Here is a 16796-nt window from a genome sequence, read left to right as displayed (position 1 = left end):
CCATCCTTGATGCATATCAACAGCACAACCGACGAGCAACTGCAGCTGGAGCGCGAGGGCGAATCCATCACGAACCGGATTCGTGTGATTCTGCTGGCTGTCTTCGCCGGCGGCGCCGCCTTTGGAGTGGCCACCGGCGCCCTCGAACAGCTCAAGCATTACTTTTTCATTGCTATCAGTCTCTACGCACTCTCATTGCTGCTGTCCATACTCAATTTGAAAGCTGGTTCGTTTCGGCCGTCGTGGAAGTACTTTTGTATGGTCATGGAACTTGGCGGTCTGGCCTTGATCCAGCTCAGCTATCTGGAAACGAAAAATGAAGCCTGGACAATCTCCATAAAGAGCCCCACACTCTACGGCGTTTACTTCATTCTCCTCTGCGAAAGTCTGTTGCGCTTTTCGCCGGCCTTCACCCGCTTCAGCGCCGCGGCCTGCGCCGGCATGCACAGCGCCATCAGCTTCAGCATCGTCTATTTTTCGCCGGCCAGCCTCGGCGAGGGCCGCACGATGCTTGACCCAATGAAGGTTTCGCCGGTGGACTGGGCGCTGGGAACGGTCTTTCTGCTATCCACAGGTCTTTTGCTGGCGGCAGGGATTGGCAAGGTTCGCGATCTGGCCCTGCGCAGCAGCCGTCAGGCTCGTCTGGCGCAAGAACGTCTGGGCGTGATGAATAAAATGGTCTATCGATCGCGCGCTGCCACAGCCCACCTCAGCGAAATCTCGCGGCGTGTTGAAGGCCTCAGTCAAAACGTAGGCGATCGCAGCAAGGAGCAGCTTTCTTCCATCGAAGAAACAACTGCGGCTATGGAAGAGATGAATGTATCCATTCAATCGATCGCCGATCGCGCCGCCGAGCAGGATCGCCTTTGCGGCACCGGCTATGAATCCTCGGATCGCATTCGATCCTCCATGAAACAAATCGAAGCGCTCAGCCGCGAAGCAAGCTCCGGCGGCGGCCAGACCCTGGACCGCTCCCAGCAGAGCGAGGAGCGTCTCAAGGACGCTCTGGAAAACATCTACCGCATCGAGCGCGGCGCCAGGAAAGTCGAAGAAATCGTCAACGTAATCAATGATATTGCCGATCGCACCAACCTGCTGGCGCTCAACGCCGCCATTGAGGCGGCGCGGGCCGGCGAGGAAGGCCGCGGCTTCTCGGTCGTGGCTGATGAAGTAGGCAAGTTGGCCGAGATGTCGCGGCGCAACGCCGGCGAGATCGAACGCCTGATCGCCGAAACCAGGCAGGACACAACAACCGGCGTTGCATCCATTGAAGCAGTGGCGCGCGACCTGAAGGGCATCATTGACGGCGTCCGCAGTTCGGTACGCATCACCGATCGTGTTTACGAGTTGATCAGCCACGAGAGTGCGGCCACCGCCGCACTGGCCGAGGCCACGCACAACATTCAGGAAATGGCGCGGGCGATGCGTGAGTCCACTGGCGACCAGCTCTCCGGCGTGCAGGAAATCCTGGAGGCTGCCGTGCACATGAACGAAGGCGCCCAGACCTTTGTAAACTCCTCGGATGAGTTACGTCACGTGTCCGAGGATCTGATCCGGTCAGCCAGCGATCTGGAATCCGATCTGCGCAGCGGCGAGACCGAGCTGTAATACAAGCGGCGCCAGTCCTGGCCTCAGTGACGCTTTGAGTGACGGCCGGCGCGAGACATGGATGAAGTCGTTGAGCGCGGCCCGCGCTGACATCGAGGACAGATATGCGTTCCGCGCCCCGCGACGCGGATCTTTTGAATGCTGGCGCCGCAGCGCCGACAGGGCTGACCCTGGCGTCGAAAGACCAGCATCCGCGCCGTGTAGCCGCCCTTCTGGCCGCCCAGGAAACGAAAATCGCGCAGGGTGGCGCCATTGGCGGCAATCGATCGGCGCAAAATGGAGCGAATACCGCGAAGCAAACGCATCGTCTGCTGGCGCGAAATGTCCGCACCGCGCGTCAAGGGATGGATTCCGGCATACCAGAGCGACTCATCCACGTAGATGTTGCCAAGACCGGCGATAAAGCCCTGATCCAGTAGTAGAGCCTTGATCTGTCGCTGACTTCGTTGCAAGCGCTCAAAAAACAAGGCGCCGCTGAAATTCCGATCCAGAGGTTCCGGACCCAGCGCCGCAAAGCGACGACTCAGCGCCGCCTCATCAGCGGCAAAATCGATGCGACCAAAGCGACGCGTATCCTCAAAGATCAAATATTCGCCCGAATCAAGGCGGAACTGCGCCGAAAGAAAACGTCGATCTTGCGGCGGCGCCTCGCGCAAGAACAATCGGCCAGTCATACGCAGATGAACAATCAGTGCGCCCGACGACAGACGCAGGATCAAGTATTTGGCGCGGCGATCTACCGAAAGGATCGCCGCCCCTTGCCAGTACTTTGACGCAGCCGGCAAGCCGGCGACAGCTCGCGGCCAGACGCTTTCCAGTTCCAGCAGGCGTTTGCCGGGCAAAAGCGGCTGAAGACTGCGGGCGACCGTTTCTACTTCTGGAAGCTCTGGCATGGCCCTCAGGGGCCGAGGCTGCGACAGAGCAACCTGCCGTCAAATCCGCCTGCACAGAGTCGCTGTCCATCCGGAGAAAATGCCAGCGAACGCAGCATAAGCTCCACAGGCCATTCAGCAACTGCCGCGCTCGAACCGGCGCGATACAGTCGAATCCGAAAATGCCGCAAGCGATCCGGCGAAATTCGCTGCGCAGCGGGGGCGGCCAGCTCGGCGCTGGCCACCGCCAGAATGCCTGCGTCCTCCGAAAAGGCGGCGCGCGTAGCGGCCAGCCCATCCTCCAGCGGTAACGTAAGCAGCGCCGATCCGTCGCTGAGGCGACGCCAGCGGGCGCCGTCAAAGTAGCTCTGGCTATCAGGCGCAAATTGAAAGAGCGGCTGATCGTCGAGGTAGGGGTATTCGCTGCGCTGCAGCAGCTGGCCGCTGGCAGCATCATACAGCAACATATAGCGTTCGCGCCAGTCGCGCAGTGCGACCACGTTGAGATTGGCGCTGATCGCCCAGGCGCTGATGAAATTGCGCTGCTCGGCCGGGCTCAGATTGCGACGCTGCAATAGCTCGCCGCTGGCAGCATCCCAAAGACGAAATTCGCCATTGAGGGCTACAGCGGCGGCGCGCTGGCCATCGGCGCTCATGGCAATTGCCGGCAATCGCGCCTGATGATAGCGCAGCAATCGTTGCAGTTCGCCGGCGGAATTCCAGAAGCGCAGGACACCCGGACCGCCCGGTTCGACGGGGTAACAATCCTGAGCGCCGACACCCAGCAACCCGCCGCGAAAACTGACGCGATGGATCAAACAGCGTGGCGACCGAAAGGAGGCCAGTTCGGCGCCGCTGCCGGCATCGTAGACGCGCACGCCACGCAGCGAAGAAAGGGCCAGAGAAGCGCCCTCGTCGCTCCAGGCGATTGCTTCAACTGGATCGCTGCTTTGCAGGATCAGATGCCAGCCATCGTTGGCAGCGGCCAGCCCCGTGCAGCAGAGCAGGAGCGCTGTCGACAAAATGCGCATACCCTCTGAGTATCGGCCGCCTCGCGCCTTAGCCTGGCAATTGGGCTTGCCTCGCGGCTTGTGCAGAAGCACTCTGCTGGCAATGGACTCTTCCCTTAGGCCCGCTGGCCAGCAGGCCGGCGAGGCCGCCATGAAAATTGCCCCCGCTACAGAGGCCGTTGCCGCCTACCAGCCGCGCAACAAGATCCGCTTTGTTACCGCCGCAGCGCTCTTCGATGGTCATGATGCATCCATCAATATCATGCGCCGTCTGCTGCAGAACTCCGGAGCGGAAGTGATTCACCTGGGCCACAATCGCTCAGTGCACGAAGTTGTACAGGCCGCCATTCAAGAAGATGTGCAGGGCGTTGCCATATCCAGTTACCAGGGCGGCCACATGGAATACTTCCGCTACCTGCGTCAGCTGCTGGATGAGCGCGGCGCTCATCGACTGCGGATTTTTGGCGGCGGCGGCGGCGTGATAGTCGCCTCAGAAATCAAGGCGCTGGCGGAACAAGACGTTGCACGGATTTTCTCACCAGAGGACGGCCGCCGCCTGGGTTTGCAGGGAATGATCAATGAGATGCTGGAGGTATGCGATTGGTCGCCGGCGGCGGAGCTTAACGGCCATCTGGATGCACTCTCCGATTGGCGCCGCCTGGCGCAGGCCATCAGCTTTGTTGAAGCTGGCCAGATCGAGGGCGCCAGGCTGCCAGACCTTGCTGCGCGCCTGAAGGGCAAAACGCGTCCCCCGCTCCTGGGCATCAGCGGCCCTGGCGGCGCCGGGAAATCCAGCCTTTGCGACGAACTCTGCCTGCGCCTGCTGGAGTTCAATCCGGCGCTGCGCCTGGCTGTCCTCGCCATCGATCCAACCCGTCGCAAGACAGGAGGCGCCTTGCTGGGCGACCGCATCCGCATGAACGCCTGCGCCGCCTTTGGCGAACGCTTGTTTTTTCGTTCCATGGCTACGCGCGGCGACCATGGCGCCAGCCTTTCGGCCGCAGCGCAAAGCGCCCTTGAACTCCTGCAGGCCGCAGACTTTGACCTGATCATTCTGGAAAGCGCCGGCGCAGGCCAGAGCGATGCGGCAATTGCCGAGCTTGTCGATCTATCGCTGTATGTCATGACGCCGGAGTTTGGCGCGCCCAGTCAGCTGGAGAAGATCGCCATGCTGGATTATGCCGACCTGGTAGCTCTGAACAAGGCTGAGAAGCGCGGTGCAGACGATGCCATTCGGCAGGTCCAGAAGCAGATGTTGCGCAATCGCTCTGAATACCGGCTGAGGGCGGAAGAGATGCCAGTCTATGCTACTGTCGCCAGTCGCTTCAATGACCCCGGCGTACACCAGTTGTACAACGCAATTGTAGAGCAGATTGAGCAACGTAGCACAGCAGCGGCAACGTTTTCCAGAATCAATGTCGCCGAAACGCAGCAGAGCCTGGACCTTGAAATACTGCCCGCTTCTCGACAGCGCTACCTGTCTGAAGTCAGCGCGTGCCTGCGCGACTACTGGCGCATGGCCGGGGAAAACGTCAACAGGGCCGCCGACCTGGAGGCCCTGCGCCGCAGTCTGCAGCTGGTCCAGGATCTGGAAACGCCGGGCGACGAGATCGCTGTCGCTTCGACGTCGATGCGCACAGCTTTGCGAAAGCTTGAATCCGAGATTGATCAAGAGCTGCTTGGCTGGCTGGGGCGGTGGCCGGAGTTGCACAAAGATTACAGCGGCGCCGAACTGGTCTATCGCGTGCGCGATCGTACATTGCGCCAGAAGTTGCGCTTCGAAAGCCTGGCCGGAATCAGCGCGCCGACGGTCGCCCTGCCCCGCTATCAATCGCTTGCCGAGCTGGCGCGCTACTACTATGCCGAAAATCTGCCCGGGAGCTTTCCCTATACCGCTTCGGTCTTTCCCTTTCGCAAACAGGATGAGGCGCCAACGCGGATGTTCGCCGGCGAGGGCGGACCGGAACGCAGTAACGCGCGCTTCCACTATCTAACGAAGGGGCGCGCCGATCAGAATGAGAATTCGCCGGCGCGACTCTCCACGGCCTTTGACTCGGTAACGCTGTATGGAGAGGATCCAGCGCGGCGCCCCGATATCTATGGCAAAGTCGGCAACAGCGGCGTTTCCGTGCCGACCCTGGACGACTGCAAACGGCTCTATTCGGGCTTTGACCTGGGAGCTCCAGGCACCTCAGTGAGTATGACAATCAACGGTCCAGCGCCAGTACTGCTGGCCTTCTTTTTCAATGCGGCGATCGATCAGGCCGTAGAACGCGATCTGGCGGCAAGCGGCGAGTTGCAACAAGCCCGGCAACGCATTGCAGAATTCTACGATCGGCGCGGCCTGCCGGCGCCGGTTTATCAACAAGCGCTGCCAGCCGGCCACAACGGACTTGGACTGGCCACGCTTGGCCTGCCCGGCGATCGGCTGGTTGATGCCGAACGCTACCAGCGCATCAAGAGCGATGTACTAAAAAAAATTCGCGGCACCGTGCAGGCCGACATTTTGAAAGAAGACCAGGCGCAAAATACCTGCATCTTTTCCACGCCCTTTGCGCTGAAGATGATGGGCGATATCCAGGAGTACTTTGTCGCCGAGGGCATTCGCAATTTCTATTCGGTCTCGATATCCGGCTACCACATGGCCGAGGCTGGCGCCAATCCAATCACACAACTGGCCTTCACCCTGGCCAATGGCTTTACCTACGTCGAATATTATTTGCGTCGCGGACTGGACATCAATGCCTTCGCCCCGAATTTCAGCTTCTTTTTTTCTAACGGACTGGATGCGGAATATGCAGTTATCGGTCGCGTGGCGCGCCGCCTCTGGGCTGTAGCCATGCAGCGCCTCTACAGAGGCGATGAGCGTTCGCAAAAACTTAAGTATCACATACAGACCAGCGGCCGCTCCTTACACGCCCGCGAAATCGACTTCAATGATATTCGCACGACCCTGCAGGCTTTGTATGCCATCTACGATAATTGTAACAGCCTGCACACCAATGCTTTTGATGAGGCAATCACCACGCCTACCGAGCAATCGGTGCGACGCGCGCTGGCGATCCAGCTGATCATCAATCAAGAGCTGGGACTGAATCGGAATCACAATCCATTGCAGGGATCTTACATTATAGAAGAGCTCACCGATCTCGTTGAAGAGGCGGTGCTGGCCGAATTTGATCGTCTCAGCGAGCGCGGCGGCGTTCTGGGCGCCATGGAACTGATGTACCAACGTTCGCGCATTCAAGAAGAGTCGTTGGAATACGAGCGTCGCAAGCACTCCGGAGAATTGCCGATAGCTGGCGTTAACTTTTTCTTGAACGCCAGCGAGCCCGGGCAGCCAGAGACTGAGTTGATTCGGTCCAGCGATCGCGAAAAGCAAGAGCAGATCCGGCGCGTCGAGCAACTGCACCACGTATTTGACCGCGACGCCGCCGCCGCGCTCGAGAGACTGAAGCGCTGTGCGTTGCGCGGTGAAAATCTATTTGCTGAATTGATGGAGTGCGTCAAATGCACAAGTCTTGGACAGATCTCGCAGGCTCTGTACCAGGCTGGCGGCAGTTACCGAAGGAATATGTAACCGCATCCTGCCTGGCAATTGCCGGCGTTTAGCCTGCTGTTCTACTCAAATTAAAGCGGCAGATTCCTGGCCAACAGCGCCTGGCCGTTGTGTCGCCTAACCAAGACGGTCCACAAGCAGACCCTTTTCACCCTCAAAGAGGCTGCGCAGACTGGGCGATTGCGGATAAGGACTGCGCAGCAGCAACAGCCGCTGCACGTCTTCGAGGCTCATCACCATCTTCAAGCGCTCTTCAAGCGGCATCTGGCGTGGTTGCAGAACCAGCTTGCGCGGATCAACGGCAGGCGCCTGGTTTTGCGGGGCGGCATCTGGCCTGGGCGCGTCAAGTGGCGCAGCGCTGACGCGCTGAACGCGCTTCTGCAGCAGATCGGCCACACTGTGGTCGACTGCTGGCCTATCAGTCTTTAATGCCCTGGGCTCCATTGCTGCTTGCCCGCTTCTAATTCTAGCATCGGCCCCTGTACAGAATGCATAAGCCAATCCAGGCCAGAAATCAAGCCTTTCCTGGGGGCGCAGCCTGGCCCCAGCTTTCAGCCCAGGCCCAGGCCCGCCCGCCGGCGCCAGCGTATTTCTGACGATTTAGCCTTGCCTTTACGCAATCACAAGGCGCTTCTGACTGATGTCGACCACCCTGCGCCCCCGGATATTTCAAATTGCCGTCGCCCTGAGCCTCGCCGGCGCCCTGGGCGCGTGGGCCGTCCTCTGGGCACAGCCAGCGCAGGCCGTAGTCACCCGCGCCACCGGTCTGGTAAAATTCCAGCGCGGCGGCGGCGCCTGGCAGAGCCTTCGCGTTGGCCTGCAATTGCGCAATGGCGACCGCGTGCAGACCGGTCCCCAGTCGCGGCTGGTGATCCGCACGCCCCACGCCGAGCTCCGGCTCGGGGAGAAAAGCGAAGCGGCGCTGGAGGAGATGATGCAACAGGGCGCTCAGAGTATCCAGATGCAGCGTGGCTTTGGGTGGTTTCATGTTCAGCCTGGCGAGGGACGCCGCTTCCAGGTGCATACGCCTACCATGGTCGCCTCCGTGCGGGGGACCAGGTTTGCCGTGGCGCCCGGCGATAACCCCGCCGGCGGCGCCATCTCTTGCGTATGCGAGGGACAGGTCGCCACTGCGCCAGCCAGCGATCCGGACGAAACAGAACTGGCCAGCGCCGGCGATTCGAATGACTATGATGCCGACGGCGATTTCAGCCGCCGCGATCTACGCCAGTTTTTTCGTAAGCTGAAGGTCGATCGCAGTTTTCAAACTCTGATGGATCAGGATGTGCGCTATCGCAATTGCACCAGCTGTCACCGAATGACGGATCTGGCTACAGACCACAGTCCAGATCCAACTTCTTACTGAGTTTTTTGCGAAGGGACTGTAGATCAACTCTGGACCCGTGAGCGCCTGGCAGCAAAATCGCAAGCATCAAGGCTCTGTATTTCTCCTGTCTCTGGCGCTTTGTGTGACTCCCTGCGGGCTGCCGCTTGCTGCCGAGGGCGGGGTCGGTGCGGAGATTCCAGCAACTGAAACCGCGTCTGAGCCGGAACAGGAAAGCGCGCCGTCGCCGGCATCCGATTCCTCCGCGACAAATCCGCCGGACGCCTGGGACGAACAATCCGATGCCTGGGGTCAGAGCTGGCTGGATGGCTTTGCCGTATTTGCGAGTTTACGTCTGCGGCCGGAATACCGCAGTAATTTCGATTTCAATCGATCCACTGACGATCAGGCTGATTTTGTCGGCCAGCGCGCGCAGGTTGGCGTGGCCAAGGAGTTCAACGAGGATCTGCGGCTGCGAATTACATTACAAGATTCGCGAGTCTGGGGCGGATCGCCCGGCAGCGATAGCGGTCTCTCCACCGCCAACTCGGAAAGCAATGAATCGCTGGACCTGCGCGAAGCCTACCTGGAATGGAACCGCCTGCTGGGACCGCTTGGCATTCGCGCCGGACGCCAGATTCTTGCCTACGGCGACGGCCGCCTGGTCGGCGCCGCAGACTGGAGCAACGTTGGCCGCAGTTTTGACGCCATGCGGCTGCACATTGAAAGCGACCGCTATCGGGCCCAGCTCTTTGCAGCCGTGCTGGCCGAAGAGGATAGCGATGACGCAGGCAATCAGCCGGCGACTGGTGCGCGCTCCTCGGACATCATCATTCGCTGTGATGAGAACGGCGCCGCCTGTCGCGTCAGCGCTGGCGTCGGGCGCGAGTTGGACGACGCTTACTTTGCCGGATTCCATAACAGCTTTCAGCCAGCCAATGGTTTCCTGGTAGAAGCCTACTATTTTGGGGTATATAAGAAATGGATGCCGGCTGCAACGCCGCGCTTTGCCATTCCCGGCGCCACGGTAACGACCCAGGATCGAGCAAGGCAGCGCGACAATCTGCATACCATTGGACTGCGCCTGACCAACCGCGACTGGCAGGGTCGCTCCAGCCACGCCCTGGACTGGACAGCCGAAGCAATGATGCAAAGCGGCGAAACGGGACGTCGGGTTGGCGCTGGATGGGACCCCTTTCGCGTCGAAGTTCCCTTATTCGATGCAGCGGGCGCGCCGCTGCTGGACGCCAACGGCGTGCCGCAACAGCGCCGCCTCTGGACCGAGCCGGAACAGTATGCCGGCCGTGCGCTGGCGCTGAGCGCCGGTTGGACCTTTTTTGAGAGACTGCGGCTGGGCGCAGAATACATAGAAGCCAGCGGCGATCGGGATCGAAGCGACGCGGAGTCCCGCACCTTTCAGCCGCTCTTTCCGGATGCGCATGAACATCTGGGCTGGGCCGATCGCGTCAGCATGCGCAACATTCTGGCGCGCAGCGCCAACCTGAGCTGGGATTTTGGCGCCTGGGGAAAGTTGAAGATTCAAGTTTGGCGCTTTGTAAAACGCGAGCGCGCCGATGCCTATTACGATGCCCGCGGACTGCCGCGCAGCGGATTGAGTACTGAGGCCGCGGGCAATGCGCGCTACGGCCCCTGGATTCTGGACGGGCAGCAAGTCCTTCCGGCGGCATCGCTGGGTCAGAATCTATTTCGCGAATATGATCTGCTCTACTCCATTCGAGTTCGCGGCTTGCTGCTCGGCCTGGGCTACAGCGCCATATTTGCCGAGGACAGCATCGCCCTGGCGGTGGACCGGCGCAATCTGCCGCTGGATCAGCAGCTCCATCGCTTTGATCGACGCGCAGATTTTGCCTATCTGATTTTGCAGGCCCAGTTCTAGCCGGCCCCTTAGCGCCCGGATTCAATGGACCGGGCGTAGATCTGAATGCGCTGGCCGCGAACGCTGGCCAGATCGCCAAATACCCGCACCGTAGCGCCGTTTTCCAGCGGCGGCGGAGTCTGTCCATCGGCGCCGGGAAGTAGAACGTGGATTTCAGCCTGCAGCGGCCCTTCCAGCAGCAGACGCAAACTGAGCGCCGGACCGCTGCGACGAACATCGGCGGCGCGCCCGCTCCAATCGACCTGTGCGCCGCGCAGCATGTACGGGTCCTGTACAAGCGCCGCCGGCGTTACAGAGTCGCGCAACTCGTCCGCTGCCAGAGCCAGCGGGATGGCATCGCGCAATAACAGTGCGCGTTCCTTGATTTCGAACGATGCATTGGACAATTCCAGGCGACCAAGAGCCATGCGCGCCTGGTTGACTTTGCCGGCGCCGATCAGGCTGCGCGCCTCTTTGTATTCGGCCAGAGCCTCGTCGCGCGTAGCGTAGACAAATCGGGGCGGGTCATTCTGGAAGGAATCGGCCGGCAAAACGCTGCCCTGCGCTGGCGGCAGCGGCAGCGCGTCTTCCGCAGCGCGAAATCGATCGCCGCGAATCAGAATCAACAAAGGCCGGAAATAAAAGCCGGCGGCAAGCGATGCAAGCACCAGCAGCAGCGCCGGCAGCGCCAGCTTCCAGTAGGGAGAAAGCGGACGCGGCCCGGAGGCGATCGACGGCCCGGGCGCCGCGCCTGGCAGAGGAACAAAACGCGTAAAACTGGCGGCCCCGCGCAATTCCTGATCGAGCAATGCTTCGCCTCTTCGACTGCGCTCGATCAAGGAATCGGCAAAGGTGTCCGCCGGATTCAACTGGATGATGCGCGTCCAGAGTAACAGCGCCTGGTCGACGCGGCGCCGATGCAATTCCAGATAGGCTGCCAGAAATAGATGACTGGAATCATAACGCGAACGTTCGCCGTGTCGCTCGACCCACTCTTCCGCTTCCAGAACGTGCCCCAGACCGAAGAGGGCGCAGGCGCCAGCATAGAGCGCCCGCGCTGAAATAGAATCGCCGGCGCTGCGGCGCATGTTTCTGATCAGATCGAAAGCTTCCTGATAACGCGACTCGTACAGCAGCGATTCGATGCGTTCCAGTTCCTGATTTTCGCGGGCCGTCATTGCGCCATCCCATCGTTGCGGCCAAAACGGCGACCCTGCTCAGCCCACGCCGCCCTGAATTCAGCCTGGGTGACCGGCTGGTCGTACAGCGGCTGCCCGATACGCTGCAGCAAGACGAAGCGCACCTGTCCGCCATAGTTCTTCTTATCAAATTGCATATGATCGAACAGGGCGTCGGCCTCCAATCCCCCGCAATCTCGCGGCAGTCGCAGCGCCGCCATCGCCTCCAGCGCCCGCTGCGCTTCGTCCTCTGGCAGGCCAACTTTGTTCATCGACAGCAACAGCGCCGTAACCAGACCTCGAGCCACCGCCTCCCCATGCAAGAACCGACCGTAGCCAGCCAGCGATTCGATGGCGTGCGCCGTGGTATGTCCCAGATTCAGTATGGCGCGCAAGCCATTCTCCCGATCGTCTTCTGATACTACTCTGGCCTTAAAGCGTACTGAATCGATCAAGGCCTGACGCAACTCAACGGAAGCTGGCTGTCGCATCAAGCTAGCATGACCGGCCAGGCGACTCAGCATCTCGGCGCTGTCCATACAGGCATGTTTGCACATCTCGCTCAGGCCACAGCTCCACTCTCGCTCGGGCAAGGTGCCAAGCAGCGACTGATTAAAATAAACCAGAACCGGGTGATGAAAGGCCCCGATCATATTTTTGCCGACGCCAATATTCACGGCCGTCTTGCCGCCGACGCTGGAATCCACTGCGGCCAGCAAAGTGCTCGGCAGTTGCACGAAGCGCGTCCCGCGCGAAAGCAAGGCCGCTGCCAGTCCGGCAAAGTCGCCCACCACGCCGCCGCCTACCGCCAGAATCAACGATCGCCGATTGGCGCCCTCGCGCACCAGCTTCGACAGCGCCTCCTCCAGAGCCGAAAAACTCTTCGATTCTTCGCCCTCGCCCATATACACAACGCGCCGATCTTCCAGCGCGCCAGGAAATTCATCGGTCAGGCGCGAAAGCAAATCACGGAGCACATAGTCGCGCAGACCGCGCTGGCTGATTACAAAGATGTGATCGGCATTGAAGTTCTCCAGCAGTCGATTATCAAAGAGCCCATCCCACGAGGGTTCTATATAAACGGGATAGGCCGCGGCGCTCTGCGGTTGAACCGTTACCGCCTCATGGAGCACGACGCCCGAACTCCTTCTCCGCGCGGGATAGCGCCTGTGCGGCGGCGGCCTGCTCGGCAAGCTTGCGCGATCCGCCGTTGCCGCGGCCAAACTCTTTGCCGGCAATCGTAACGCGCACCGTGAACTCGCGTTGATGATCCGGTCCGCGAGACTCGACCAGCTCATAGATGGGCCGCGTTCGAGCCTTGCGCTGCACCAGCTCTTGTAAGCGCGACTTGGGATCGCGAGCGCGCGCTGGGTCGCTGAGCAACTGGATCGACTCCTGAAAATGTCGCAGAATAAAGCGGCGTGCGCTATCCAATCCGCGATCCAGGTAGACAGCAGCAATGACCGCCTCCAGCGCATCGGCCATGTTGGAGCTGCGTTTCTCGCCGCCGCTGGCCTTCTCACCGCGTCCCAGACGCAGCGCTGAGCCGATGCCCATCCCCGCAGCGACTTGAGCCAGCGAAGTTTCGGAAACCAGCGCCGACTTCATTCGCGCCAGTTCGCCCTCGGCGAAGGCCGGCCGTGAGCGGTACAGGTGCTCGTTGATCACCAGGCCAAGTACGCTATCTCCAAGGTACTCCAGGCGTTGATTATCGAGCTGTCCCCCGGACTCGTTTCGATAGGAACTGTGAGTGAGTGCAAGATCCAGAAGATCCAGGCGCTTGAATGAGGTTCGCAAACGACGGCAGACAGCCACCAGCTCGCGGCGGCGTTCCGGGCTGATATTTTTCAGCGATGGCTTTCGGGGGCTCGTCGCCACAAGGGACGATGCCTGCGAGGGAAGCGGGCCGCAAAGGAAAAAAGGCGGGCCGATAAGATAACTGGCCGCCCGCTGCCGGGCGGCCAGTTCAGGTCGCTAACTCAGCTAGCGTGCTCGTCGATATATTTCAGAACGTCGCCGACGGTCTGAATTTTCTCGGCGTCTTCATCGGAGATCTCGATGCCGAACTCCTCTTCCAGAGCCATTACCAGCTCAACGGTGTCGAGGGAGTCAGCGCCCAGGTCATCGATGAAGTGAGCTTCCGGAGATACCTCCGACTCGTCAACGCCGAGCTGCTCGACGATGATCTGCTTCACCTTTTCAAAATCAGCCATATCAGTTCTCCTGTAGCCGACAAGTGTAAACGAATATTTTTGCCGTTGTCACCAACGACTGGCGCACGCTATGAAAGCGAGCTTTGTCAGCAAGTGGAAAAAAAGTGAACGATGCGAGAAAATTCAACACCGCCTGGGACGGCGGCAGCGGCTTACCTGGCGCCGGTCCCAAAACCGGCTCTGCGCGACAGGAGGTCGCGCCATTCGCAAAGCGAATGCGAGGAACGGTTGAAAAATTCAGGCGAATTCTCCGCGGAATTCGCCATTGCCGCAGGCAATGCAGAGAATTTTGAAAACCGTTCCGTTTGGCCCAAATCCCCGCAGACGGGGGTTTCGGGACGCGCTCTTTTATAGAAAAGACTTCCCTTGATTCGACATGCCGGGCGAACCGAAAATATCAAGACAATTGTCCGCCGCAGGCCGTTGTCAGAAGTGACCCCACTATGCGCTCGCTCATTCAGTTCAAGAATGCCCACCCGCTCCGCCTGGATCCAGGCCTTTCCGAGCTGATCGAAGGCCCCCTGCCGCCCCGCCTGGGACTGGAATGCGTCCAGCAATGGAAATTGGAGGGCTTTCACTCGGTCTTCCTGCTGGTAGATACCGAAAGCGATTCAGAAACGGAAGACAATATCAGCAAACTGATGCGTCTTTGCCGCGGTCCGGGAATTCGTCTGGAGCGCCTTTCGCTCCAGTCGCTGCGCGATGGGGAACACAGTGCGATTCAGAACCACTGTCGGCGGCTGCAGGCCGCCCTGCGCGAAGGCGCTTGCCGCCTGCTATTCAGCAGCGACGTCGAAGCCTACGCCGCACTGCTGGCCGCATCCTTTCTGCTGACGCTGCGTTCGATGCGCGGACTCAGTCCGCAACAGGCCGGCGAGTATATTTTGCGCAGCGCTGCGCCGCGGGATTTGCTTCGCCTCATCCAGGAATTCAAGCACTACCTTGATCCAGGCTATCGATTGCCGCCCGAAGATAGCCAGACGACTCTCCCCGAGCTGCCAGAAGAGCCCCAGCAAAAGGGTCCGGAGGAGGCTTTTGATGACCCCCGCCTGAGCATCGGCCAGAGCGCAGAACCAGCGTTTGCCAGCGCACCACAGAATGCGCCGACCGACGTCCCGAAACCGCCCGAGGCAAATCCTGAGCACGCGGCGGCAGAGGCTGATGCAACGCCGCACGCGGCAACCGCGCCAACACCAGTTGCGGCGGCTGGCGCCGGGGCCCCTCCATCCAGCAGCAGTGCAGCGCCCGCTGCAGGGCAAGCTGCAGCGCCGGGCGGCGCCGTCAAAGGCGACAGAGCCTGGAAAAAGGGACGCTTCACGATTGGCGTGAAGCTGCTGACCATTATCACCGGCCTGATCATTGCCGCACTGACCACCAGTATTGTACTGGCCAGCATCGACTTCAGCAACGGCATGAGCCGCCGCATTGAGGAAAACAACATCACCGTAGCGTCCGTCGTTGGTCAGCGCGTTGAATCAGAAATACGCAACATGGCCTACAAGTCGCATGTCATGGCGCTCACGCTGGAGCAAAACATTGGCACGCCGGCCCAACAAGCTCTGCTGGCTTCGCTCTTTTTCAAGAACAACCCCGACTTCGTCTATCTGGCCGTGGCCGATGCCGCCGGCGAAAGATTGCGTTTGCGGCGACAATTGCCCAATAGCGAGTATCTGAACACCAGCGGCTTGAGCGCCGCACAGGTCATTGAAGTTATACAGAGCAATGCGCCGCGCTTTGCCCGCAGCTTCGGCGGCGGCATTGCGGTGGTCAATGCATCGCAGGGCAGCATTCCCTTGCTGGGCATTGGCATCCCGCTGGGTCAATCGGCGGCCATCTTGATTGTGGATCCAGCGCAGATCTTGAAGGCTTTTCAAATCGAAGGCAACACGCTCCTGACCACTTACATGGTCGGCGGCGATGGCGAGTTGATTGCACATACTGATTCCAATCAAGTACTGGCCCACGCCAATCGCGTCGATTCGCCCATTGTGCAAAGAATGTTTGCTCCGGACAATCGCGTCAGTACCGGAGTCCTGCCTTACGTTGATACCGATCACAAGAGCTATCTGGGCGCCTTTGCCAGGCTGGGCGTGGGCGGACTGGGAATCGTTTCCGCCGCCGATGAAGAGCAGGCCTTTGCCGCCGTCGCGCAGATCCAGCGCAAGAATCTGCTGATTCTGATCATCACCCTGGCGATTTCATTTTTGATTGTTTACTTTTTCTCCAAGACGCTTACCGTGCCGATCGTTGATCTGGTGGGGGCCACGCGCAAGATTGAAGCTGGCGACTACCAGGTGGATATCGAAGCGATCACCGGCGATGAAATCGGCAGCCTGACACACAGTTTTCGTAGCATGGCCGTTGGATTGCAAGAACGGGAAAAGGTGAAGGACGCACTGTCCCGCTTTGCCAACAAGAAAGTCGCCGAAATGGCGCTCAGCGGCGAGCTGAAGCTGGGCGGCGAGACCAAGGATGCAGCCATCTTTTTCTCGGATCTGCGCGGCTTCACCGCCATGTCCGAAAAGATGACGCCGGAAGAAGTGGTCGCCTATTTGAACGAGTATTTCACTGGCATGGTGGCCTGCGTGAACCAGACCGGCGGCGAAGTGGACAAATTCATCGGCGACGCCGTGATGGCCCACTGGGGCGCCATCGACAGTACCGGCAACGATACAGAACATGCGATCAACGCCGCACTGATGATGCGCCGGGCCTTGATCGAGTTTAACAAGCGCGGCGAAGGCAAGCGCCCTTTTGCCAAAATGGGCTGCGGCATCAATACCGGTCCGGTGGTGGCCGGCCAACTTGGTTCCAGCGAGAAAATGAGCTACACCGTCATTGGCGACGCGGTCAACCTTGCCTCGCGCATTGAGGCATTGAACAAACCCTTCGGCACAGACATTTTGATTTCTCAGGACTCCTTTGAACGCGTCTCCGGCATTTTTCGCGTGGAGGAACAGCCGGCAATCAAGGTCAAGGGCAAGACGGAGCCGCAAATCATCTATGCTGTAATCGGTCGAGCGGATGATCCGCAATGTCCGGCGGATATGGACGCCGTGCGCGCCATGCTCGGCATTCAATTCGACAAGGGCAAAGCCGTCGATCCGGACGCCAAAGAAGAGAAATTTGAGGTGCTCGGCGCCGCTGGCTGAGCGT

General features: G+C 60.1%; 12 protein-coding genes. 5 read left to right on the top strand and 7 right to left on the bottom strand.

Going from position 1 to position 16796, the window contains the following annotated elements; all coding sequences use genetic code 11:
* Positions 1 to 9: 9 nt before the first annotated feature.
* Positions 10 to 1608 carry a hypothetical protein gene (locus K1X75_06870; protein MBX7057773.1) on the top strand — a complete coding sequence of 533 codons (1599 nt, stop codon included), beginning with the start codon at positions 10 to 12 and terminating at the stop codon, positions 1606 to 1608.
* A gap of 23 nt (positions 1609 to 1631) precedes the next feature.
* On the opposite strand, the gene mutM is transcribed toward K1X75_06870, so the two are convergent.
* Together mutM and K1X75_06860 are read right to left on the bottom strand one after the other, a co-directional pair.
* Positions 1632 to 2501: a bifunctional DNA-formamidopyrimidine glycosylase/DNA-(apurinic or apyrimidinic site) lyase gene (gene mutM / locus K1X75_06865; protein MBX7057772.1), complete on the bottom strand. Its 870-nt coding sequence runs from the start codon at positions 2499 to 2501 to the stop codon at positions 1632 to 1634.
* Positions 2502 to 2506: 5 nt separating this feature from the next.
* Positions 2507 to 3511, bottom strand: a complete 1005-nt coding sequence (locus K1X75_06860) for a hypothetical protein (protein ID MBX7057771.1) — start codon at positions 3509 to 3511, stop codon at positions 2507 to 2509.
* A gap of 130 nt (positions 3512 to 3641) precedes the next feature.
* Between K1X75_06860 and K1X75_06855 the strand changes: the two genes are divergently transcribed.
* A complete protein-coding gene (locus K1X75_06855; protein ID MBX7057770.1) occupies positions 3642 to 7070 on the top strand; it encodes a methylmalonyl-CoA mutase family protein in 3429 nt (1142 codons plus the stop codon).
* A 96-nt stretch (positions 7071 to 7166) separates the two neighbouring features.
* Here the strand turns inward: K1X75_06855 and K1X75_06850 are convergent, their stop codons facing one another.
* Positions 7167 to 7445 (bottom strand): hypothetical protein, encoded by a 279-nt coding sequence (locus tag K1X75_06850; protein MBX7057769.1) that lies wholly within the window; start codon positions 7443 to 7445, stop codon positions 7167 to 7169.
* A gap of 244 nt (positions 7446 to 7689) precedes the next feature.
* Here K1X75_06850 and K1X75_06845 point away from each other — a divergent pair, with 244 nt between their 5' ends.
* Together K1X75_06845 and K1X75_06840 are read left to right on the top strand one after the other, a co-directional pair.
* A complete protein-coding gene (locus K1X75_06845; protein MBX7057768.1) occupies positions 7690 to 8415 on the top strand; it encodes a FecR family protein in 726 nt (241 codons plus the stop codon).
* 37 nt (positions 8416 to 8452) lie between these two features.
* Positions 8453 to 10270: an alginate export family protein gene (locus tag K1X75_06840; GenBank protein ID MBX7057767.1), complete on the top strand. Its 1818-nt coding sequence runs from the start codon at positions 8453 to 8455 to the stop codon at positions 10268 to 10270.
* An 8-nt stretch (positions 10271 to 10278) separates the two neighbouring features.
* Here K1X75_06840 and K1X75_06835 read toward each other — a convergent pair whose 3' ends face one another.
* From K1X75_06835 to acpP, 4 genes are all read right to left on the bottom strand, one after another.
* Positions 10279 to 11427: a hypothetical protein gene (locus K1X75_06835; protein ID MBX7057766.1), complete on the bottom strand. Its 1149-nt coding sequence runs from the start codon at positions 11425 to 11427 to the stop codon at positions 10279 to 10281.
* Positions 11424 to 12560: a 3-dehydroquinate synthase gene (gene aroB / locus K1X75_06830; protein MBX7057765.1), complete on the bottom strand. Its 1137-nt coding sequence runs from the start codon at positions 12558 to 12560 to the stop codon at positions 11424 to 11426. Before aroB ends, K1X75_06835 begins: the two co-directional genes overlap by 4 nt.
* The gene (rnc, locus tag K1X75_06825) at positions 12550 to 13305 is read right to left on the bottom strand and encodes a ribonuclease III (GenBank protein ID MBX7057764.1); all 756 of its coding nucleotides are present in this window, start codon (positions 13303 to 13305) and stop codon (positions 12550 to 12552) included. The genes aroB and rnc overlap by 11 nt, the downstream gene beginning before the upstream one ends.
* A 101-nt stretch (positions 13306 to 13406) precedes the next feature.
* Entirely contained in the window at positions 13407 to 13640 is a 234-nt protein-coding gene (acpP, locus tag K1X75_06820; protein ID MBX7057763.1) for an acyl carrier protein, read from the bottom strand.
* 443 nt (positions 13641 to 14083) lie between these two features.
* On the opposite strand from acpP, the gene K1X75_06815 reads away from it, so the two are divergent.
* The gene (locus K1X75_06815) at positions 14084 to 16792 is read left to right on the top strand and encodes a HAMP domain-containing protein (GenBank protein MBX7057762.1); all 2709 of its coding nucleotides are present in this window, start codon (positions 14084 to 14086) and stop codon (positions 16790 to 16792) included.
* Positions 16793 to 16796 lie beyond the last annotated feature (4 nt).

The sequence above is a fragment of the Leptospirales bacterium genome, from assembly GCA_019694655.1.
In the GTDB taxonomy this organism is placed as follows: domain Bacteria; phylum Spirochaetota; class Leptospiria; order Leptospirales; family Leptonemataceae; genus SSF53.
This window is presented reverse-complemented; position numbering and strand designations above follow the sequence as displayed.